Genomic DNA, 20949 nt, shown 5'->3' with positions numbered 1-20949 from the left:
GAACCCCGACCGCATGCCGCTGACCTCGCCCCGGCGATCCGCGCTCGTCGACCAGGTGATCACCCAGCTCAGGAACCAGATCACCACCGGCGAATGGCCCGTGGGCTCCCGCATCCCCACCGAGCCGGAGCTCGTGGAACTGATGGGCGTCGCCCGCAACACCGTGCGGGAGGCCGTCCGGGCCCTCGCACACAACGGCCTCCTCGACATCCGCCAGGGCTCGGGGACGTACGTCATCGCCACCAGCGAGCTGGCCGGCGTCATGCACCGCCGCTTCGCCGGCGCCGATCCCCGGCACATCGCGGAGCTGCGCTCGACGCTGGAGGCCTCGGCGGCCCGTCTCGCGGCGGAGCGGCGGACGGCGCGGGATCTCGTACAGCTGGACGCGCTGCTGGCGCGGCGCGAGGAGGCGTGGTCGGGCGGGGACGCGGAGCCGTTCATCGCGGCGGACGTGGCCCTGCACATGGCGGTGGTGGCGGCCTCGCACAACGACGTGCTCATCGAGCTGTACGCGGACCTCGGCGATCTGGTGGCCGACTGGCTGCGCACCGACGTGGGTACGGAGCTCGATCCCGCCTCGCACCTGGACCACGCCCGGCTGATCGAGGCGATCCGGCGCGGGGACGGGGACGCGGCGGCCTCGGAGGCGGCCGGCTATCCGTTCGTCTGCCTGGCCAAGGAGGGGCGGCGGCCCATGGGGGTCACTGCCGCTGGTGGCTGACCCAGGCGGAGCGTACTTCCTTCCAGCAGCGGCCGGAGAGCTCCACCCGGCCCGCCGGGCCGACGGCCACGGCGGCGCCGTCCCCGTCCACGTCCCACCAGCGGTCGCACTCCACGTGCAGGCGGACCAGGTCGGTCTGGGGATAGGCGTTGTGGCAGAACGCGACCACCTGCGAACCGTTGATCTCGGTGTCGCAGTCGGCCCCGAAGAGCTCCCGGGCGGCGGGCTTCGCGGGCTGTACGGGCGGTTCGGCGGGGATCTGGGCCAGGTCGACCACGGCCGGGGCCTGGACGTCCGTACCGGGCGCCGGGGCGGGCCCCTCGTCCTGCGCGACGGCTCCCGGGAGCAGGAATCCGGTCAGGACCACCGAGGTGACCAGCAGGGATACCGCTCGGCTCCGCCTCGCGCGCACTCCCGTACCTCCTCCCCGCAGGAACCGGGAAGATCCCGACGGGCCCAGTTTGCAGGCAAATGTCCTGATTTTCGACTCGAGAAGATCCGGTCCGGGGGCGGACATCTGATCGAGTCGCCCCGTACGGTCCCCGCCCCGCGCGCCAAAACGGCGACGGCCGCGCCTCCCGGAAGGGAGGGCGCGGCCGCCGCCGTACGGATGGAACAGGTCGTCCCGAACCGGGCGGACCGGGAAGGTCAGGCACCCATCGCGTGCAGACCGCCGTCGACGTGGATGATCTCGCCGGTGGTCTTGGGGAACCAGTCCGACAGCAGGGCGACGACGCCCTTGCCCGCCGGCTCCGGGTCCGCCATGTCCCACTCCATCGGGGAGCGGTGGTTCCAGACGTCCGCCAGCTCGGAGAAGCCGGGGATGGACTTCGCGGCCATCGACCCGAGCGGACCGGCCGAGATCAGGTTGCAGCGGACCTTCTCCTTGCCCAGGTCGCGGGCGAGGTAGCGGCTGGTGGCCTCCAGAGCGGCCTTGGCCGGGCCCATCCAGTCGTACTGCGGCCAGGCGAACTGCGCGTCGAAGGTCAGGCCGACGACCGAGCCGCCCTCGTTCTCCGGGAAGAGCGGCTTGCAGGCCATGGTCAGCGACTTCAGCGAGAACGCCGAGACGTGCATGGCGGTGGCGACCGACTCGAACGGGGTGTTCAGGAAGTTGCCGCCCAGCGCGTCCTGCGGCGCGAAGCCGATGGAGTGGACGACGCCGTCGAGGCCGCCGAGCTCCGCGCGGACGAGGCCCTCCAGGCGGGCCAGGTGCTCGTCGTTGGTGACGTCGAGCTCGATCACCTTGACCGGCTTGGGCAGCTTCTTGGCGATGCGCTCGGTCAGCGTCGGACGCGGGAACGCGGTGAGGATGACCTCGGCGCCCTGCTCCTGGGCCAGCTTGGCGACGTGGAAGGCGATGGAGGACTCCATCAGCACCCCGGAGACGAGGATGCGCTTGCCGTCGAGAATTCCGCTCATGGTGATCAGTGACCCATGCCCAATCCGCCGTCAACGGGAATGACGGCACCAGTGATGTACGCGGCGTTGTCGGACGCCAGGAAGCTGACCGCGGCCGCGATCTCCTCGGGCTGCGCGTAGCGGCCCAGGGGCACCTGGCCGACGATGCCGGCCCGCTGCTCGTCGTTAAGCACCTTCGTCATGTCGGTGTCCACGAAGCCGGGAGCAACGACGTTGAAGGTGATGTTGCGGGAGCCCAGCTCACGGGCGAGGGAGCGGGCGAAGCCGACCAGCGCCGCCTTGGAGGCGGCGTAGTTGGCCTGGCCGGCCGAGCCGAGGAGGCCGACGACCGAGGAGATCAGGACGACACGGCCCTTCTTGGCGCGGAGCATGCCGCGGTTCGCGCGCTTGACCACGCGGAAGGTGCCGGTGAGGTTGGTGTCGACGACCGAGGCGAAATCGTCCTCGGACATGCGCATCAGCAGCGTGTCCTTGGTGATGCCGGCATTGGCCACGAGGACCTCGACCGCACCGTGCGCGTCCTCGACCTGCTTGTACGCCTGGTCGACCTGGTCCGAGTCGGTGATGTCGCAGCGGACCGCCAGCACGCCCAGAGCCGTGAGCTCCGCCGGGGGCTCGCCCGACCGGTACGTGATCGCGACCTTGTCCCCCGCCTCCGCGAAAGCTCGGGCGATGGCGAGGCCGATGCCCCGGTTACCTCCGGTGACGAGAACCGAGCGGCTCAACGGATCACCCTTTCGACTAGCGGTCTGAATACCAAAAACCTATAGGTCAAGTACCCCTTACGGAGAATCCGGCTCCGACAGGGCCTAGGTACGCGCTCTGTCGAGTCCCTACAGAAAGATGTAGGCACCGCGAGCCCCGGCGCGACATGATCGTGCCAGCTGCCCCAACCCCCCGGGAGGACCTCCGTGCCCCATTCCATCGACGCGGCCTTCACCGCGCTGCCCTTGCGGGCGCTCGCCGACGCGGCGCTCGCGCGGGCCCGCGCGCTGGGCTCCGATCATGCAGATTTCCGCCTGGAACGCATCCGCAGCGCCTCCTGGCGGCTGCGTGACGCCAAGCCCTCGGGCGGGTCGGACACCACCGACCTCGGCTACGCGGTCCGCGTGGTGCACGGGGGCAGCTGGGGGTTCGCCTCCGGTGTGGACCTGACCATGGACGGTGCCGCCAAGGTGGCCTCGCAGGCCGTGGCCATGGCGAAGCTCTCCGCCCAGGTGATCAAGGCGGCGGGTTCGGACGAGTGGGTCGAGCTCGCCGACGAGCCCGTGCACGCCGACAAGACCTGGATCTCCGCCTACGACGTGAACCCCTTCGAGGTCCCGGACGCGGAGAAGGCCGCGCTGCTCGCCGACTTCAGCGCGCGCCTCCTGGCGGCCGACGGGGTGGCCCACGTGGACGCCTCGCTGCTCGCCGTCCACGAGAACAAGTTCTACGCCGACACCGCGGGCACCTCCACCACGCAGCAGCGGGTCCGCATCCATCCGGAGATCACCGCCGTCGCGGTGAACGCCACCACCGGCGAGTTCGACTCGATGCGCACCATCGCCCCGCCGGCCGGGCGCGGCTGGGAGTACCTGACCGGCACCGGCTGGGACTGGAACGCCGAGCTGGAGCGGATCCCCGGGCTGCTCGCCGAGAAGATGCGGGCGCCGAGCGTCGAGGCCGGGCGCTACGACCTGGTCGTGGACCCCTCGAACCTGTGGCTCACCATCCACGAGTCCATCGGCCACGCCACCGAGCTGGACCGGGCGCTGGGCTACGAGGCCGCGTACGCCGGTACCTCCTTCGCCACCTTCGACCAGCTGGGCAAGCTCGCCTACGGCTCCCCGATCATGAACGTCACGGGCGACCGGACGGCCGAGCACGGGCTGGCCACCATCGGGTACGACGACGAGGGCGTCGAGGCGCAGAGCTGGGACCTGGTCAAGGACGGCACCCTGGCCGGCTACCAGACCGACCGGCGGATCGCGAAGCTGACGGGCCTGGGCCGCTCCAACGGCTGCGCCTACGCCGACTCCCCCGGGCACGTGCCCGTCCAGCGCATGGCGAACGTCTCGCTCCAGCCGGATCCGGGCGGTCTCTCCACCGAGGACCTGATCGGCGGGGTGGAGCGCGGGATCTACGTGGTCGGCGACCGCTCCTGGTCCATCGACATGCAGCGCTACAACTTCCAGTTCACCGGGCAGCGCTTCTTCCGCATCGAGAACGGCAAGCTCGCCGGTCAGCTCCGCGACGTCGCCTACCAGGCCACGACCACGGAGTTCTGGGGCTCGATGGAGAAGGTCGGCGGTCCGCAGACCTACGTACTGGGCGGCGCCTTCAACTGCGGCAAGGCCCAGCCGGGCCAGGTCGCGGCGGTCTCGCACGGCTGCCCGTCCGCGCTGTTCCGCGACGTGAACATCTTGAACACCACGCAGGAGGCCGGACGATGACCTCGTCGAGTCGTACCACCAAGCCCCACGAGATCGTCGAGCGGGCGCTGGAGCTGTCCACCGCGGACGGCTGCGTCGTCATCGCCGACGAGCAGTCCAGCGCCAACCTGCGCTGGGCGGGCAACGCCCTGACCACCAACGGGGTCACCCGCGGCCGGACCCTCACGGTCATCGCCACCGTCGACGGCAAGGAGGGCACGGCCTCGGGGGTCGTCTCGCGCTCCGCCGTCACGGCCGCCGAGCTGGAGCCGCTGGTCCGGGCCGCCGAGGCGGCCGCCCGCGGCGCGGGACCGGCGGAGGACGCCCGGCCGCTGGTCACCGGCACCCCGTCCTCGCCGGACTTCACCGACGCCCCGGTGGAGACCTCCTCGGCGGTGTTCGCGGACTTCGCCCCGGCCCTCGGCGAGGCCTTCGCCCGGGCCCGCGCGGGCGGCCGCGAGCTGTACGGATTCGCCAACCACGAGCTGGTCTCCACGTACGTCGGCACCTCTACGGGGCTGCGCCTGCGCCACGACCAGCCCAACGGCACCCTGGAGGTCAACGCGAAGTCCCCGGACCGGCAGCGCTCGGCCTGGGCGGGGCGTGCGACGCGGGACTTCAAGGACGTGGACCCGACCGCGCTGGACGCGGAGCTGGCCGTACGGCTCGGCTGGGCGGAGCGGAAGATCGACCTGCCGGCCGGGAGGTACGAGACGCTGCTGCCTCCCACGGCGGTGGCGGACCTGCTGATCTACCAGATGTGGTCGGCGTCGGCCCGGGACGCGACGGAGGGCCGGACCGTCTTCTCCAAGCCCGGCGGCGGCACCCGGCTCGGCGAGCGGCTCTCCCCGCTGCCGCTGAACCTGCGCAGCGATCCGAACGCGCCGGGCCTGGAGTCCGCGCCGTTCGTGATCGCGCACAGCTCCGGCGACGACGCGTCCGTCTTCGACAACGGCCTGCCGGTCCCGGCGACCGACTGGATCAAGGACGGCGAGCTGGCCCGGCTGACCACGACCCGGCACACCGCGGAACTGACCGGGCTGCCGGTCACCCCGTCCTTCGGAAACCTGATCCTGGACGCCGGCGGGGAGAAGTCGCTGGAGGAGATGGTGGCGGCCACCGAGCGCGGGCTGCTGCTGACCTGCCTCTGGTACATCCGCGAGGTGGACCCGGCGACGCTGCTGCTCACCGGGCTGACCCGGGACGGCGTCTACCTGGTGGAGGGCGGCCAGGTCGTCGGCGAGGTCAACAACTTCCGGTTCAACGAGTCCCCCGTGGACCTGCTGTCGCGGGCCTCGGAGGCCGGCCGGACCGAGAAGACCCTGCCGCGCGAATGGAACGACTGGTTCACCAGGACCTCGATGCCGGCGCTGCGCATCCCTGACTTCAACATGAGCTCGGTCAGCAAGGGAGTCTGATCAACAAAGCGTGAGAGGTGCGGGCCTTCCCCGCCTAGACTGGCGGGGAAACCCTCAGCTTTCTGTTTCACCTCGTTTCATCTCGTTCAAGGAGACCCAGAACCGTGACGGACATCGTCGACGAACTGAAGTGGCGCGGGCTCTTCGCCCAGTCCACCGACGAAGAAGCGCTGCGCAAGGCGTTCGCGGACGGTCCCGTCACGTTCTATTGCGGCTTCGACCCGACGGCGGCCTCGCTGCACGTGGGTCACCTGGTGCAGGTCCTCACCGTGCGCCGGCTCCAGCAGGCGGGCCACCGCCCGCTGGCGCTGGTCGGCGGGGCCACGGGTCAGATCGGTGACCCGCGGCCGACCGCCGAGCGCACCCTGAACGACCCGGAGACCGTCGCGAACTGGGTGACGCGCCTGCGCACCCAGATCGAGCCGTTCCTGTCCTTCGAGGGCGAGAACGCGGCGCTCATGGTGAACAACCTGGACTGGACGGCGGGACTGTCCGCCATCGAGTTCCTCCGGGACATCGGCAAGCACTTCCGCGTGAACAAGATGCTGACGAAGGACTCGGTCGCCAAGCGGCTGGAGTCCGACCAGGGCATCAGCTACACCGAGTTCAGCTACCAGCTGCTCCAGGGCATGGACTTCCTGGAGCTGTACCGCCGGCACGGCTGCGTGCTCCAGCAGGGCGGGTCCGACCAGTGGGGCAACCTGACGGCCGGTCTCGACCTGATCCACCGGGTGGAGCCGGACGCGCACGTCCACGCCATCGCGACCCCGCTGATGGTCAAGGCGGACGGCACCAAGTTCGGCAAGTCCGAGAGCGGCGCCGTCTGGCTCGACCCGGAGATGACCACCCCGTACGCGTTCTACCAGTTCTGGCTGAACGTGGACGACCGGGACGTCTCCACCTACATGCGCATCCTGTCCTTCCAGACCCGTGAGGAGCTGGAGGCGCTGGAGGCGCAGACCGCCGAGCGGCCGCAGGCGCGCGCCGCCCAGCGGGCGCTGGCGGAGGAGCTGACGACGCTGGTGCACGGCGCGGACCAGTGCGCCGCCGTGATCGCGGCGTCCAAGGCGCTGTTCGGCCAGGGCGAGCTGGCGGACCTGGACGAGGCCACCTTGGCCGCGGCCCTGTCCGAGCTGCCGCAGGCGAAGGTGGCGGAGCCGGGCCTGGTCGTCGACCTGCTGGCGGAGACCGGGCTGGTCGCGAGCAAGTCGGCCGCCCGCCGGACCGTCAAGGAGGGCGGCGCCTACGTGAACAACGTGAAGGTCGCCTCCGAGGACGCGGTCCCCGCCAAGGAGGACCTGCTGCACGGGCGCTGGCTGGTGCTGCGCCGCGGCAAGAAGAACCTGGCGGCGGTCGAGGTCACCGGCTAGGCGCCGGCTCGGAAGCACGACGGAGGGGCCGGTCCGGACGCACTGTCCGGGCCGGCCCCTCCGTCGTGCTCCGCCGCGGAGCGGGCGGGAGCCCTCGGGTCACCTCAGGTCATCTGCTTCTTGCCGCCGCGCAGCGAGCTGTAGATCAGGTCTCCGAGGCCGACCACCACGACGGCTCCGGCAAGCTGCAGCAGGTGCCGGATCCAGTCGATGCCCCTGGTCTCGTTGACGCCGATCCACGTGGCCACGGCGTTGCCGAGGACCGCACCGACGATACCGAAGATCGTGGTCAGCCAAAGGGGCTGGTGCTGCTTGCCCGGCAGGATCGCCCGGGCAATCAGTCCCAGTACAAAGCCGACGATGATCGCCCACAACCAACCCATGTCGAGCCTCCTCCTGGCGCGTTGTGCGCATGTGGGCCCAGTCTCGACCCGTCCGGCCTACTGCGCATTTCGGACAGGGCCATTCGAGGGACACCCCCTCTGCCCGGCCGCGGGCACGCGGCGTACCGTGGAGGCGTCCGGGCCGGGGAGTGTCCGGCGATCGATCGGGTGGTGGGTTGTGGAGCGGACGAAGCGGAACGGGTCCGAGGTCTTCCGGATCACGGGGGCGCGGATGAGCCTCGCCGAGGACGTGCGCGGACGCCAGCGCCGGTACGTGATCTCGATGCTGATCAGGACCCTGTCGGTCGTCGCGACGATCGTCCTGTGGAACGTGCAGCGGCCCGTGGCCATCGTGACGCTCGTCGCGGGGGCGCTGCTGCCTTACATCGCGGTGGTCATCGCCAACGCGGGGCGCGAATCGACGCCCTCCCTGCCGTCCCACTTCGTTCCGGCGCCCGTGCGCCCCGCGCTGGCTGACGGAAACCTCAAGAAAAGCTCAGATCAATCATGAAGTTCCAGTGCACCGCACCGGGTCCTGCGTGACATACTGCCTACGCGCTCCGCATCCCCCGTCGGAGCGACGGACCGACGCCGGGCAGCTCCCCCCGTGGCTGCTCGGCGTCGCCATTCCGTCTTAGGGTTGAGCCGTGACTCCCCTTGACGCACTCCTGAACGACGCTTCCGCCGCCGGCGCGCCCACCTGTTCCGCCAAGGCCTGCCGCGAGGCGGCCGTCTGGGTCCTGGCGTGGAACAACCCGAAGCTGCACACCCCCGAGCGCCGCAAGACCTGGCTGGCGTGCGAGGAGCACCGCGAGCACCTGTCCCAGTTCCTGGGGGTCCGCGGTTTCCTCAAGGACGTGGTGAAGCTCGACGAGTGGGAAGCGCCCGAGGGCTCGCAGCGGCCGTAGCCACTGCGAGCCCTCGGGGTCGCTCTGAGCCGTCGCCGACGGCGGAGGTCAGCCGCCGATCGCCGACATCGGGCGGTCGGGCTGCAGGAAGGTCGGGTCGTCGAGGCCGGACCCGGCCTTCTTGCCCCACATCGCCACCTTCCACAGGCGGGCGATCTCCTCGTCCGGGGCGCCCGAGCGCAGGGCGGCGCGCAGGTCGGACTCCTCGGTGGCGAAGAGGCAGGTACGGATCTGGCCGTCGGCCGTGAGGCGCGTACGGTCGCAGGCTCCGCAGAAGGGGCGGGTGACCGAGGCGATGACGCCGACGGTGGCCGGGCCGCCGTCGACGACCCAGCGCTCGGCCGGGGCGGAGCCGCGCTCCTCGGACCCTTCTTCGGTGAGCGTGAAGCGGGTGCGCAGGGATTCCAGGATGTCACCGGCGGTGATCATGCCGTCGCGCTTCCAGCCGTGCTGGGCGTCGAGGGGCATCTGCTCGATGAAGCGGAGCTCGTACTCGTTCTCGACGGCCCAGGCCAGCAGGTCGGGGGCCTCGTCGTCGTTGAGTCCGGGCATCAGGACCGCGTTGACCTTGACGGGGGTGAGGCCGGCGTCGCGGGCGGCGGCCATGCCCTCGATGACGTCCTTGTGGCGGTCGCGCCGGGTCAGGGTCTTGAAGACCTCGGGCCGCAGGGTGTCCAGGGAAACGTTCACCCGGTCCAGGCCGGCGGCCTTGAGGGCCTGCGCGGTGCGCTTGAGGCCGATGCCGTTGGTGGTCAGCGACATCTTGGGGCGGGGCTCCAGGGCCGCGCACTGCTCGACGATCCCGACGAGGCCGGGGCGCAGCAGCGGCTCGCCGCCGGTGAAGCGGACCTCTTCGATCCCGAGCTGGGTGACCGCGATGCGGATCAGGCGGACGATCTCGTCGTCACTGAGCAGATCCGACTTGCCGAGCCACTGCAGACCCTCCTCGGGCATGCAGTACGTACAGCGCAGATTGCACCGGTCGGTGAGTGAGACACGCAGGTCAGTGGCCACGCGGCCGTAAGTGTCGAGAAGCACTGTGAGCCCCCTCCCCTGTCCGGTTTGTAGAGGTCTGCGCCATAGCTGATGAGATTACGAGCGCTACTCACGAGCCTACGCGAAGGCCGTGACATGTAGGGGTGCCCGAATGAACGAGACGAGGCGTGGCCGTGTCGTAGGGAAATACGACACGGCCACGCTCGGTGTTCGGAGCATCTCGCTCAGGCGCAGGGTGTCAGTGTGCGCCGGTTCCGGTGAGCGAGCGGACCTCGAGCTCGGCGAACTTCTGCGGGTCGGCCTTCTCCTTGGAGAGGACGGTTCCCAGCCATCCCAGCAGGAAGCCGAGCGGGATGGAGATGATGCCGGGGTTCTCCAGGGGGAACCAGTAGAAGTCGGCGCCCTTGAACATCGAGGTGGGCTTGCCGGAGACCACCGGCGAGAAGAGCACCAGGACGACCGAGGAGATCAGGCCTCCGTAGATGGACCACAGGGCGCCCTGGGTGGTGAAGCGCTTCCAGAAGAGGCTGTAGAGGATCGTCGGCAGGTTGGCGGACGCGGCGACCGCGAAGGCCAGGGCGACGAGGCCGGCCACGTTGAGGTCGCGGGCCAGGGCGCCGAGTCCGATGGCCACGGCTCCGATGACCACGGTCGACCAGCGGGCAGCCCGTACCTCTTCCTTCTCGGTGGCCTTGCCCTTGCGGATCACGTTGACGTAGATGTCGTGCGCGAAGGACGAGGAGGAGGCCAGCGTCAGGCCCGCGACGACCGCGAGGATCGTGGCGAAGGCCACCGCCGAGATCACGGCGAGCAGCACCGCTCCGCCGGTGGAGCCCGAGCCGCCGCCGATCTCCTGGGCGAGCAGCGGGGCCGCGGTGGTGCCGGCCTTGTTGGAGGCGATGATGTCGGCCCGCTTGAGCAGGGCCGCGGCGCCGAAGCCGAGGACGATCGTCATCAGGTAGAAGGCGCCGATGATGCCGATGGCCCAGTTCACGGACTTGCGGGCGGCCTTGGCCGTGGGGACCGTGTAGAAGCGGATCAGGATGTGCGGCAGGCCGGCGGTGCCCAGGACCAGGGCGAGGCCCAGCGAGAGGAAGTCCAGCTTCGAGAGCGAGTCCTTGCCGTACTTCAGGCCCGGCTCCAGGAACTTGACCCCCTGGCCGCTGTTGTCGGCGGCCTGGCCCAGCAGGTCCGAGATGTTGAAGTTGAACTTGAGCAGCACCAGGAAGGTGATCAGCAGCGTGCCCGCGATCAGCAGCACGGCCTTGATCATCTGGACCCAGGTGGTGCCCTTCATCCCGCCGATGGTGACGTAGAGGATCATCAGGACGCCGACCAGCGAGACGATCACGACCTTGCCGAAGTCGCTGGTGATGCCGAGGAGCAGCGAGACGAGCACGCCGGCGCCGGCCATCTGGGCGAGCAGGTAGAAGATCGAGACCACGATGGTGGAGGTGCCGGCGGCGGTGCGTACGGGGCGCTGGCGCATCCGGTACGCGAGCACGTCGCCCATCGTGTAGCGGCCGGAGTTGCGCAGCGGCTCGGCGACCAGGAGCAGGGCCACCAGCCAGGCGACGAGGAAGCCGATCGAGTAGAGGAAGCCGTCGTAGCCGAAGAGCGCGATGGCTCCGGCGATGCCGAGGAAGGACGCGGCGGACATGTAGTCGCCGGAGATGGCCAGGCCGTTCTGGAATCCGGTGAACTGGCGGCCGCCCGCGTAGAAGTCGGCGGCGTCCTTGGTCTGGCGTCCGGCCCAGACCGTGATGGCCAGGGTGGCGACGACGAACAGCCCGAACAGGGTGATGATCAGCGGGCGGTGCTCGGAGGCGCCGGCGGCGGTGGTCGTGCCCGCCGTGGCCGCCCCGGCCACCGCCACGTACAGCGGGGCGCTCATTCGCCCGCCTCCATCCTTGCCTTGATGGCCGAGGCCTTGGGGTCGAGCTGGGCCGCCGCGTGGCGCGAGTACAGCCAGGCGATGAGGAAGGTCGTCGCGAACTGGCCGAGGCCCAGGACGAGCGCGACGTTGATGTTGCCGAAGAGCTTCGTCCCCATGAAGCCGCCCGCGTAGTTGGAGAGCAGCACGTAGAGCAGGTACCAGGCGATGAACGCCACGGTGAGCGGGAAGGCGAAGGAGCGGTGGGCGCGGCGCAGTTCGGCGAACTCCGCGCTCTGCTGGACGCGTACGAACTCCTCGGCCGCGGGGGTCGCCGGCGGCGCTCCCGGACTGCCCGGAGGCGGCGCTGCTTCGGTGGTCACGGGGGACTCTCCTTGTGACGCGGGGGCGGTGGGGATGACGGACAAAACAACCTCCGTGGGGGGACGGTGGTGCCGATCCCCCTGTCAACGGCACGTCCGGCGCGTCGGGGTGGTTCAACACCTGTTTGTTTCTTTGGGAACTGATTCCTCGAACTAATGGCGCAGAGGGGAACAGAAACGCTAAGTTCGCCTGTCATGAACCCGTCCGTCGCGACCGCGCCCGGACGGCTTTTTCAAAGATGATCTGGAGAACCCATGGCTCATCTGGGATCCGGCCGCCGGCGTGCTCTCGCCGTACCGGTCGGCCTGGCGCTCACCGCCTCGCTCGCCTTCCTGCCCTCGGTCGCGGCTTCAGCCGCACCGCTGAGCACGACGGCGGACGCGGCTGCGACCTCTACGGCCGAGACGACCGGCCCGAAGCTGTCGTACGTGGCGAACCTGAAGACCTATGCCACGGTGACGGCGGCGAAGAAGGCCATCGAGCGGGCCGGTGGAACGGTGGTGACGGCCTATGAGCAGATAGGCGTCGTCGTCGCGCACTCTCAGAACCCCGACTTCGCCAAGCAGCTGCGCGCCAACCGCGGCCTGTTCGACTCGGTCGGAGCCACCCGCACCGCCCCCCTCCAGACGGTGCAGACCACCGACGAGGGCGCGACCCAGCACCTGAGCGCGGCCGACGCCGCCAAGGCCGCCGCGGCCGCCCAGGAGGGTCAGGAGCCGCTGGAGTCCAACCAGTGGGACCTGCGGACGATCAAGGCCGATCAGGCTCACAAGATCAACGATGGCAGCCCCGACGTCACGGTGGGCATCATCGACACGGGTGTCGACGACACTCACCCGGATCTGGCCGGGAACTTCTCCAAGGAGCAGTCGGCCAACTGCGTCGGCGGTGTCGCGGACACCACCGAGGGCGCCTGGCGTCCGTACGCGGACGGCAGCGACCACGGTACGCACGTGGCCGGCACCATCGGGGCCCCGCGCAACGGCATCGGCATCAGCGGTGTCGCACCGGGCGTCAAGATCGCCGGCATCAAGGTGAGCGAGCCCGGCACCAGCCTCTTCTACACCGAGGCGGTCGTCTGCGGCTTCATGTTCGCCGCCGAGAAGGGGATCGAGGTGACCAACAACAGCTACTACGTCGACCCCTGGCTCTACAACTGCAAGGCGGACGAGGACCAGAAGGCGCTGGTGGAGGCCATCGGCCGGGCCACCAAGTACTCGGAGCGCAAGGGCACGCTGCACGTGGCCTCGGCGGGCAACTCCAACCACGACCTGGCCGGCGACTCGATCCTCGACGACACCAGCCCGAACGACACCACCCCGGTGCCGCGCACCATCGACCCGAGCGTCTGCTTCGACCTGCCCACCCAGCTCCCGGGCGTGGTCACGGTGTCGGCGACCGGTGACAAGGGCCTGCGCTCGTACTACTCCAGCTACGGCCTCGGAGTCGTCGACGTCGCCGCCCCCGGCGGTGACAAGTGGCAGGTCCCGGCCACCCCGGACGCCAACGGCCGCGTGCTGTCGACGGTCCTGGGCGGCGGCTACGGCTACAAGCAGGGCACCTCGATGGCCGCCCCGCACGTCGCCGGTGTCGCGGCGCTCCTCAAGAGCGCCCACCCGTACGCCACGCCCGCGATGATCCAGGCGATGCTCAAGGTCCAGGCCACCAAGGCCGACTGCCCGTCGCAGATCTACAACGCCGCGGGCACCCTGATCGACGCCACCACCTGCGAGAGCAGCTGGGGCCGGACCGGCTACTACGGCTACGGCGTGGTCGACGCGCTGAAGGCCGTCAAGTAACCGGCTGAATCCGCTGACACGCTGAAACGCTGACACGCTGAAACGCCGAAAACACGGAGGGGCCGGGCGGGGAACATCCCGCCCGGCCCCTCCTTTCGTTCGGGCCCTGTCGTCAGGGCTTGATCATGACCTTCAGCGCGCTGCGGTCGTCCATCGCCCGGTAGCCGTCCGGGACCTCGTCCAGGGTGACGGCCCGGTCGAAGACGGGCGACGGGTCGATCGCACCGCTGAGCACGTCCGCGAGCAGCTCGGGGATGTACGCGCGGACCGGCGCGACACCGCCGCGCAGGGTGAGGTTGCGGTCGAACATGACACCGAGGTCGAGGCCGGTGCCGCTGCCGTGCGGGACGCCGACGTAGCCGATGGCCCCGCCGTCGCGGGCGATGTTCACGGCGGTGCGCATGGACATCTCGGTGCCGACCGCCTCGATGACCGAGTGGGCGCCCTGGCCGCCGGTGAGTTCGCGCACGGCAGCCTCGGCGGCCTCTCCGCGCTCGGCGACCACGTCGGTGGCCCCGAAGAGCTTCGCGATGTCCGTACGGACGGTGTGGCGGCCCAGTGCGATGATCCGGTCGGCGCCCAGGCGCTTGGCGGCGAGGACTCCGCACAGGCCGACCGCGCCGTCGCCGACGACGGCGACCGTGGAGCCCTTGCGGACCCCCGCGCCGAGCGCGGCGTGGTGGCCGGTGCCCATGACGTCGGACAGTGCGAGGAGCGCGGTCAGCAGGTGGTCGTCTGAGACGGCGTCGGCGGGCAGCTTCACGAGGGTGCCGTCGGCGTGCGGGACGCGGACGGCCTCGCCCTGGCCGCCGTCGTGGCCGACCGAGCCCCAGAAGCCGCCGTGCTCGCAGGAGGTGTACAGGCCCTCGGTGCAGTAGTCGCAGGTGCCGTCCGACCACATGAAGGGGGCCACGACGAGATCGCCGGCGCGCAGGCCGGAGACGGCGGAGCCGGTCTCCTCGACGACGCCGAGGAACTCGTGGCCGATCCTCTGGCCCGGCTGGCGCTTGGCCACGCCCTGGTAGGCCCAGAGGTCGCTGCCGCAGATGCAGGCACGCAGGACGCGGACGACGGCGTCCTCGGGGCGCTGGATCGCAGCGTCGGGCACCTCCTCCACGCGGATGTCGTGCGGGGCGTGGATGACGGTGGCGCGCATGGTGGTGCAGTCCTCCGGCTAGGAAATGGTTGAGCCCTGTAGGGCCTCCCTACCGTACGCCCGCTCCGGAGCGAGTGCTCCCGTGGCCAGCAGGTACTGGGCCGCCACGTACGTCGCCATGACCCAGAAGTCGGGGCGCGGCAGCTGGGGCCACTCGGCGACCCCGGTGGCGATGAGCGTGTCGGAGAGCAGGAACAGCGCCCCGCCGAGCCCGGCCCGCCGCCCCAGGGCGCTGGACCGGTAGGCCATGGCGGTGAGCAGGAGGCTGTACCCGGCGACCGGGATCCGCAGCTCCGCGGGGAGGTCGCCCCAGAGCAGCGTGACGGTGGACAGGAGCGCGGCGGCGTACGCGGCCCCGAGCAGGGGGCCCGTCCGGCGGCGACCGAACAGCACGAGGTAGCAGACGTGCCCGGCGGCGAAGGAGCCCATGCCGATCAGGAAGGCGGGATCGGCGTCGAAGAGCAGGGCCAGGTCCCCGCCCCAGCCGAACAGCAGGGCCGCGATCAGCAGGCGGGGGGCGCGGCGGGTGATCACGTAGGCGACGAGCAGCGGCATCAGCAGCGGCTTGGCGATGAGGTGCCCGGTGTGCCAGCCCGCCAGCAGGGATCCGAGGTCCACGGCGGTGGCGGCCGCGAAGGCGACGAGCAGCGCCCTGGTGGCGGGGCCGGAGCCCGGGGGGACGGCGGGGCGCGCCCAGGAGGGCGTACGGGACTGCGCGCGATCGGTGGATCCGGCGGCGCTCACGCGGCGTGCTCCGGGGCGGGTGCGGACGCATCGGCCCGGGCGGACGCCTCGGCGGGGGCGGGCTGTGCGGGCTGTGCGGGCTGTGCGGGCTGCCAGCCGGGGCCGCGGAAGACGCGTCCGGCGCGCTCGCGCCAGGTGGTGGCCCCGCGTACGTCCCGGGCGATGGAGGCGTACTCGTGGGTCGCGACGCGCAGCGGGTTGTAGGTCTCGATGTTCTTGGTGAGGCCGAAGACGGGCTTGTCGGTCTCCCCCACCCAGGAGCCGAACATCCGGTCCCAGACGATCAGGATGCCGCCGAAGTTCCGGTCCAGGTAGCCGCCTTGGGAGGCGTGGTGGACGCGGTGGTGGGAGGGCGAGTTGAAGACGAACTCGATGGGCCGGGGCAGTTTGTCGATGCGCTCGGTGTGGATCCAGAACTGGTAGACGAGGTTGACCGAGTAGCAGAACGCGATGGCGGCCGGGTGCACGCCGAGCGCGATCATCGGGAGGTAGAACGGCCAGGAGGTGGCGCTGGTCCAGGGCTGGCGCAGGGCGGTGGTGAGGTTGAACTTGCGGCTGCTGTGGTGGACGACGTGGCAGGCCCACAGGATCCGGATGACGTGGTGGCCGCGGTGCTGCCAGTAGTAGAGGAAGTCCTGGGCGAGCAGCATCAGCGGAACGGTCCACCACAGGACGGGGACGCGCAGCGGGGTGAGCTCGTAGACCGCGGTGTAGATCGCGACGATCGGGATCTTCCAGAGGAAGTCGAAGCCGAGGCTGCCGATCCCCATGCCGAGGCTGGTGACGGCGTCCTTGGTCTCGTACCCGGCGGCGTCCTCGTCGGGATGGATGCGGTAGCTCACCAGCTCTATGACGGTGAGCAGGACAAAGGCGGGTATGGACCACAGCACGACATCGGGCAGGTTCGGCATGTCCGCACCATAGAGGCGGGTTCGGGGGCTCGGCTAGGGGTTGTTACCGATCGGTATCCATCGGTGTTACCGACGGTTCACGAGATGCTTCCCGGTGAGGGTGTCCGGGCCAAGGGGAGGGCATGGGGATGGGGTACGAACCGGGTTTCGAGGGGATCGCCTTAGAGGCGGCGGACGCCGTGGCGCGGGCGCTGGTCAGGGCCCGGCCGCCGGGGGGAATCCGGATCAGGCCGGTGCGGGAGAACGGCCCCGACCTGCTGCGCCGCGCCAACAGGCTGATCGCCCTGCTGACGGAGGCGAGCGCCGGGCTGGACGAGCCCGACCGCTCCGCGGCGGTGGCCGCCGTCGGCCGGGCGTTCGCCGCGCTCGGCCCGAGGCAGGCCGGGGCCCTCGTCACCGCCGCCGACGGCCCCTCGGCCGTCCCCGTGCCCCCGCCGCCCGCGGAACTGACCCCCGCGGCGGAGGCCGCCTACCGGGACCTGTTCGTACGGTGCCTCGGCGGCCGGACGGCGCCGGACGGGAACTCCGCCCGGGGCGACGACCCGCGGGCCGCAGCGGACGCGGAGGCCGCCGCGGCCTTCGAGGAGCAGTACGCCCGGTACGTCGCCGGGGCCCAGGGGCGGGTCCAGCTGTACGGTCTGACGCTCAGCCAGGACCGCCAGGACTGGTCGCTGGACCTGGCCTACATCAGCCTCGCGGTCAGCGGCGGGGAGTTCCTGGAAGAGCCGGGCCTGCAGGGCTCGGTGAAGGCCGAGGTGGCGCTGAACGCGACGGAGCGGGTGCTGCTGCGCGGCCCGGCCGGCTCGGGCAAGAGCACGCTGGTGAAATGGCTGGCCCTCAATGCCGCCCGGAACAGCTTCGGACCCCAGCTGCCGGACTGGAACGGCCTGGTCCCCTTCGTCCTGCCGCTGCGCTCGTTCAACTCCCCCGCCGGACTGCCCCGGCCGCAGGACTGGCTCGGTGCGACCGGGGTCCCGCTGCCGCCCCCGGAGGGCTGGATCGCCGGGCTCCTCGCCTCCGGGCGGGCGCTGGTACTGATCGACGGAGTGGACGAGGTTCCTCCGCGGCTGCGCGACAGGACCGAGTCCTGGCTGCGGGCGCTGCTCACCGAGTACCCGGCGGCCCGCTTCGTGGTCACCACCCGCCACTCGGCCGTACCCGAGGACTGGCTGGCCGCCCACGGTTTCACCTCCCTCGCCCTGCTGCCGATGGACCGGGACGACGTCGGCGCCTTCATCACGCACTGGCACGCCTCCGCCCGGGCGGAGGCGGGCGGCGAGGGCGAGGGGCCGGAGCGCGACCTGCTCGACCGGTACGAGAAGGCGCTCCTGGAGGCCGTGGGATCGCGCCGGGACCTGGGCAGGCTGGCGACGAACCCGCTCATGTGCGCCCTGCTGTGCGCACTGAACCGGGACCGCCGGATGCACCTGCCCCGGGCCCGCAAGGAGCTCTACGACACGGCTCTGGACATGCTGCTGATCCGCCGCGACAGCGAACGGGACATCTCCGGGGTCGAGGGCGTCTACCTCAGCCGGGACGAGCAGACCCTGCTGCTCCAGCGGCTGGCGTACTGGCTGATCCGCAACGGACAGGTGGAGGCCTCCGCCGAGGAGGCGATCGGGATGATCGCCGCATCCCTCGACTCCATGCCCCAGGTCAAGGCGCAGGGCAGCGCGCAGACGGTGTTCCGCCACCTGCTGATCCGCAGCGGGCTGCTCCGCGAGCCGGTACCGGGCTCGGTCCTGTTCGTCCACCAGACCTTCCAGGACTACCTCGGCGCCAAGGCGGCGGTGGAGGCACGGGACTTCGGCGTCCTGGTGCGCAATGCGCACGAGTACACCTGGGACAACGTGGTCCGGATGGCCGTGGGGCACGCCCGGCCCGATGAACGCGCCTATCTGCTGCGCGAGTTGATCGCACGGGCCGATCAGTCGGAGCCCGACCGCAGCCGGCTCGTGCTGCTCGCGGCCGCCTGCCTGGAACACGCGCCGGAGCTGGATCCGGAGGTCCGGCGCGAGGTGACGGCCCGGACGGCGCTCCTGCTGCCCCCGCGCACCCCGGGCCAGGCCGAGGAGCTGGCCAAGGCCGGGGAACTGGTGCTGGAGCTGCTGCCGGAGCCGGCCGGGCTCGTCGAGGCCGAGGCGGCCGCGACGATCCGTACGGCGGCGCTCGTCGGCGGCGACCGGGCGCTCCAGGTGATCGCGGGCTTCCGGACGGACGACCGCTACGAGGCCGCCCGCGAACTGTCCGACGCCTGGGGGCGGTTCCCCGTGGACGTGTACGCGGACACGGTCCTCGCGGACGCCCCCATGAACACGGCCCACCTGCACGTGCGGACACCCGGACAGTTACGGGCCCTGGACCGGCTCCGGCACGTCCGCCGGCTGCACGTCACCTGGGACGGCCCGATCCCGCCGGAGATCGTGCGGCGGCGGGACCTGGAATCGCTGACCCTGCACCGCAATCCGCGGCTGGCCGACCTGTCCCCGCTGGCCGGGCAGTCCGCGCTGCGGCACCTGGGCGTCCTGGACTGCCCGCAGGTCACCGGGATCGAGGTGGTGGGCGAGCTCCGGGCGGACAGCCTCGCCTTCGGCTACCTCCGGGACGACCTCTCGCTCGCCCCGCTGGCGGGCGCGGCCGGCCTGCGCTCGCTGGTCATCGGCTTCGAGCCCGAGCAGCGCCGGATCGGGGACGTCCCCGCCGCGGACTCGCTGACCGCGCTGCACCTGTGGCAGGGCGCCCGCCGGATGACGCTCGACGGGATCGAGCGCTGGCCGCGGGTGGAGAAGCTGACCGTCGCCGGGAGCGGGCAGTACCGGCAGCTGGTGCGCTCGCTGCCGCTCAGGGGACTGACCGCGCTGCAGATCCGGCACGCCGCGCCGGTATCGGCCGGGGCCCTGCTGCCGTACGAACGCCTCGGCCGGCTCGTGCTGATCCGGTGCGCGCTGGAGGGGTCGCTGGAGGCGCTGCGCGAGTTCCCCGCGCTGCGCCGGCTCGTGCTGAGCGAATGCCTCGGCACCGTGGACCTGTCGCCGCTCGCGCCCGTGGAGCAGCTGGTGATCGAACTGCGCCGGGGCACCCACGTGCGGGGTACGGAGCTGATCCCGCCGGAGCGGCTCGTCCGCAGGGACTGAGCCGCTCCACCGGGAGCCCCCTCCCCGGAGCGCCGGGACCGCCGGGTCAGGCGGCCCCGGCGCTACGGGGCGTTCGCGCGCTCCCGGTCACCAGACCCGGACCGAGCCCCCGCGGGCGAAGGCCGGGCTGGTGGCTCCCGCCGGTACCTCCGTCAGGGGCTGCGCGACCTCCGAGACGAGGGGGCCGTGCTTGGCGGCGACCGCGTCCAGGAGGGCGAGGTCGAAGCCGTACACCCGGGCGGCGTTGCCGCCGACCATGGCGGCGACCTCCTCGCGGGGCAGGCCCGCGTAGGCGATGCGCAGGCCCTCGCGGGAGTAGGGCGTGGTGCCCTCGTCGTGGGGGTAGTCGCTGCCCCACATGATCTTGTCGAGGCCGATCCGGTCCCGCAGCGGGACCTCGTGGGGGCGCATGAAGCTCGCTCCCACGAAGCAGTTCTCCCGCCAGACCTCGCTCGGCCCCTTGCCCATGGACTCCGCCAGCCCGGCCCCGAACTTGGCCTCGGCGGTGGCCGAGGCCGCGACCAGGCGGCCGTGGTAGTAGTCCAGCATCTCGATCACGCCCGGGATCCAGCCGGAGCCCTGCTCCGTCAGGACCAGTTTCAGCCCGGGGTTGCGGCGGAAGGCTCCGCCGAAGATGAGGTGCCACAGGGCCCGGTGGGAGAACCAGGTGGTCTCCACCATGAAGACGGCCCGCGCCGCCGGCTCGTCGCCCAGCGGCGGCGAGGCGGAGCCGCCGTGGTGGTTGACCGGGACGTCCAGCTCGTCACAGACGGCCCAGATCGGGTCGTAGACCTCCGAGTACAGCTCGGGAACGGTGGAGCCGGGCGGGACGCCGGGCAGCAGGATGCCGCCGGTCAGCCCCGCGTTGCGGGTGCGGCGGATCTCCTTGACCGCCGCGTCCACGTCGTTCAGCAGGATCTGGACCACGCCCGCGCGGCGGCCCGGCGCGTCCGCGCAGAAGTCCGCCAGCCACCGGTTGTGGGCCTGGAGCCCGGCCCAGCGCATCTCGTACTCGGCCGCCGTCGGCGGCTGGGCCATCAGCGAGGCCTTGGGGAAGAACGGCGGGATGGTGTTCGGGAAGAGCACCTCCGCGACGATCCCGTCGGCTTCGAGCTCGGCGAGGCGCCGCTGCGAGTTCCAGTTGCGGTCGGCCGTGTCCGCGAGGAGGTCCTCGTACGGGTTGACGTAGGTCGCGGCCCAGGCGTCGAACTCCGCGTGGTGGCGCTTCTCCAGGTACGGCTTGTAGTCCAGCAGGTCGGCGCCCGCGTGGCAGTCGGCGGAGATGACCGTGTAGCGGTCCTCGCCGGTCACCGGAG

At 71.1% G+C, this 20949-nt stretch carries 19 protein-coding genes; 8 read left to right on the top strand and 11 right to left on the bottom strand.

What is annotated here, in order from left to right:
* Window positions 1-13: 13 nt before the first annotated feature.
* On the top strand, window positions 14-721 hold the full coding sequence (locus tag ACE1OC_RS31120) for a FadR/GntR family transcriptional regulator (RefSeq protein WP_407839797.1): 708 nt from the start codon (window positions 14-16) through the stop codon (window positions 719-721).
* Here ACE1OC_RS31120 and ACE1OC_RS31115 read toward each other — a convergent pair.
* The 3 genes from ACE1OC_RS31115 to fabG all read right to left on the bottom strand — a co-directional run bounded on the left by ACE1OC_RS31115 (window position 702) and on the right by fabG (window position 2868).
* A complete protein-coding gene (locus ACE1OC_RS31115; protein ID WP_407839796.1) occupies window positions 702-1133 on the bottom strand; it encodes a hypothetical protein in 432 nt (143 codons plus the stop codon). The two genes, ACE1OC_RS31120 and ACE1OC_RS31115, sit on opposite strands and share 20 nt — an antisense overlap.
* A gap of 236 nt (window positions 1134-1369) precedes the next feature.
* Window positions 1370-2143 (bottom strand): enoyl-ACP reductase FabI, encoded by a 774-nt coding sequence (gene fabI / locus ACE1OC_RS31110; protein ID WP_407839795.1) that lies wholly within the window; start codon window positions 2141-2143, stop codon window positions 1370-1372.
* A 5-nt stretch (window positions 2144-2148) separates the two neighbouring features.
* Window positions 2149-2868, bottom strand: coding sequence for a 3-oxoacyl-[acyl-carrier-protein] reductase (gene fabG, locus ACE1OC_RS31105; RefSeq protein WP_407839794.1), 720 nt, complete (start codon window positions 2866-2868; stop codon window positions 2149-2151).
* Between the two features lie 186 nt (window positions 2869-3054).
* On the opposite strand from fabG, the gene ACE1OC_RS31100 reads away from it, so the two are divergent.
* The 3 genes from ACE1OC_RS31100 (at window position 3055) to tyrS (ending at window position 7345) form a co-directional block, all read left to right on the top strand.
* A complete protein-coding gene (locus ACE1OC_RS31100; protein WP_250742230.1) occupies window positions 3055-4578 on the top strand; it encodes a TldD/PmbA family protein in 1524 nt (507 codons plus the stop codon).
* Window positions 4575-5975, top strand: a complete 1401-nt coding sequence (locus ACE1OC_RS31095) for a metallopeptidase TldD-related protein (RefSeq protein WP_407839793.1) — start codon at window positions 4575-4577, stop codon at window positions 5973-5975. Before ACE1OC_RS31100 ends, ACE1OC_RS31095 begins: the two co-directional genes overlap by 4 nt.
* A gap of 104 nt (window positions 5976-6079) precedes the next feature.
* Window positions 6080-7345, top strand: a complete 1266-nt coding sequence (gene tyrS / locus ACE1OC_RS31090; RefSeq protein ID WP_250742232.1) for a tyrosine--tRNA ligase — start codon at window positions 6080-6082, stop codon at window positions 7343-7345.
* Between the two features lie 104 nt (window positions 7346-7449).
* Here tyrS and ACE1OC_RS31085 read toward each other — a convergent pair whose 3' ends face one another.
* The gene (locus tag ACE1OC_RS31085) at window positions 7450-7728 is read right to left on the bottom strand and encodes a GlsB/YeaQ/YmgE family stress response membrane protein (protein ID WP_250742233.1); all 279 of its coding nucleotides are present in this window, start codon (window positions 7726-7728) and stop codon (window positions 7450-7452) included.
* A 232-nt stretch (window positions 7729-7960) separates the two neighbouring features.
* Here ACE1OC_RS31085 and ACE1OC_RS31080 point away from each other — a divergent pair, with 232 nt between their 5' ends.
* Both ACE1OC_RS31080 and ACE1OC_RS31075 read left to right on the top strand, forming a co-directional pair.
* Window positions 7961-8239, top strand: a complete 279-nt coding sequence (locus tag ACE1OC_RS31080; protein WP_407839792.1) for a DUF3099 domain-containing protein — start codon at window positions 7961-7963, stop codon at window positions 8237-8239.
* A gap of 136 nt (window positions 8240-8375) precedes the next feature.
* Entirely contained in the window at window positions 8376-8636 is a 261-nt protein-coding gene (locus ACE1OC_RS31075) for a hypothetical protein (protein ID WP_407839791.1), read from the top strand.
* Between the two features lie 48 nt (window positions 8637-8684).
* On the opposite strand, the gene moaA is transcribed toward ACE1OC_RS31075, so the two are convergent.
* The 3 genes from moaA to ACE1OC_RS31060 form a co-directional block, all read right to left on the bottom strand.
* Window positions 8685-9674, bottom strand: coding sequence for a GTP 3',8-cyclase MoaA (moaA, locus tag ACE1OC_RS31070; protein ID WP_407839790.1), 990 nt, complete (start codon window positions 9672-9674; stop codon window positions 8685-8687).
* A gap of 196 nt (window positions 9675-9870) precedes the next feature.
* Window positions 9871-11526, bottom strand: coding sequence for a cation acetate symporter (locus ACE1OC_RS31065; protein ID WP_407839789.1), 1656 nt, complete (start codon window positions 11524-11526; stop codon window positions 9871-9873).
* Window positions 11523-11888, bottom strand: coding sequence for a DUF485 domain-containing protein (locus tag ACE1OC_RS31060; protein ID WP_250742238.1), 366 nt, complete (start codon window positions 11886-11888; stop codon window positions 11523-11525). The genes ACE1OC_RS31065 and ACE1OC_RS31060 overlap by 4 nt, the downstream gene beginning before the upstream one ends.
* A gap of 255 nt (window positions 11889-12143) precedes the next feature.
* Here ACE1OC_RS31060 and ACE1OC_RS31055 point away from each other — a divergent pair, with 255 nt between their 5' ends.
* A complete protein-coding gene (locus tag ACE1OC_RS31055; RefSeq protein ID WP_407839788.1) occupies window positions 12144-13688 on the top strand; it encodes a S8 family serine peptidase in 1545 nt (514 codons plus the stop codon).
* 112 nt (window positions 13689-13800) lie between these two features.
* On the opposite strand, the gene ACE1OC_RS31050 is transcribed toward ACE1OC_RS31055, so the two are convergent.
* From ACE1OC_RS31050 to ACE1OC_RS31040, 3 genes are read right to left on the bottom strand one after another with little or no spacing between them, the layout of a single operon-like run.
* The gene (locus tag ACE1OC_RS31050; RefSeq protein ID WP_407839787.1) at window positions 13801-14844 is read right to left on the bottom strand and encodes a zinc-dependent alcohol dehydrogenase family protein; all 1044 of its coding nucleotides are present in this window, start codon (window positions 14842-14844) and stop codon (window positions 13801-13803) included.
* A gap of 18 nt (window positions 14845-14862) precedes the next feature.
* Window positions 14863-15588, bottom strand: a complete 726-nt coding sequence (locus tag ACE1OC_RS31045) for a lysoplasmalogenase (RefSeq protein ID WP_407839786.1) — start codon at window positions 15586-15588, stop codon at window positions 14863-14865.
* Window positions 15585-16499 (bottom strand): sterol desaturase family protein, encoded by a 915-nt coding sequence (locus ACE1OC_RS31040; RefSeq protein WP_407839785.1) that lies wholly within the window; start codon window positions 16497-16499, stop codon window positions 15585-15587. The genes ACE1OC_RS31045 and ACE1OC_RS31040 overlap by 4 nt, the downstream gene beginning before the upstream one ends.
* 128 nt (window positions 16500-16627) lie before the next feature.
* Between ACE1OC_RS31040 and ACE1OC_RS31035 the strand changes: the two genes are divergently transcribed.
* Window positions 16628-19633 (top strand): NACHT domain-containing protein, encoded by a 3006-nt coding sequence (locus ACE1OC_RS31035; RefSeq protein WP_407839784.1) that lies wholly within the window; start codon window positions 16628-16630, stop codon window positions 19631-19633.
* 87 nt (window positions 19634-19720) lie between these two features.
* Here the strand turns inward: ACE1OC_RS31035 and ACE1OC_RS31030 are convergent, their stop codons facing one another.
* Window positions 19721-20944 carry an amidohydrolase family protein gene (locus tag ACE1OC_RS31030; protein ID WP_407841729.1) on the bottom strand — a complete coding sequence of 408 codons (1224 nt, stop codon included), beginning with the start codon at window positions 20942-20944 and terminating at the stop codon, window positions 19721-19723.
* Between the last annotated feature and the right edge of the window lie 5 nt (window positions 20945-20949).

Source organism: Streptomyces stoeckheimensis (assembly GCF_045822005.1).
In the GTDB taxonomy this organism is placed as follows: Bacteria; Actinomycetota; Actinomycetes; order Streptomycetales; family Streptomycetaceae; genus Streptomyces; species Streptomyces stoeckheimensis.
The sequence above is the reverse complement of the archived record's forward strand: the minus strand, read 5'-3'. Positions and strand labels throughout refer to the sequence as shown.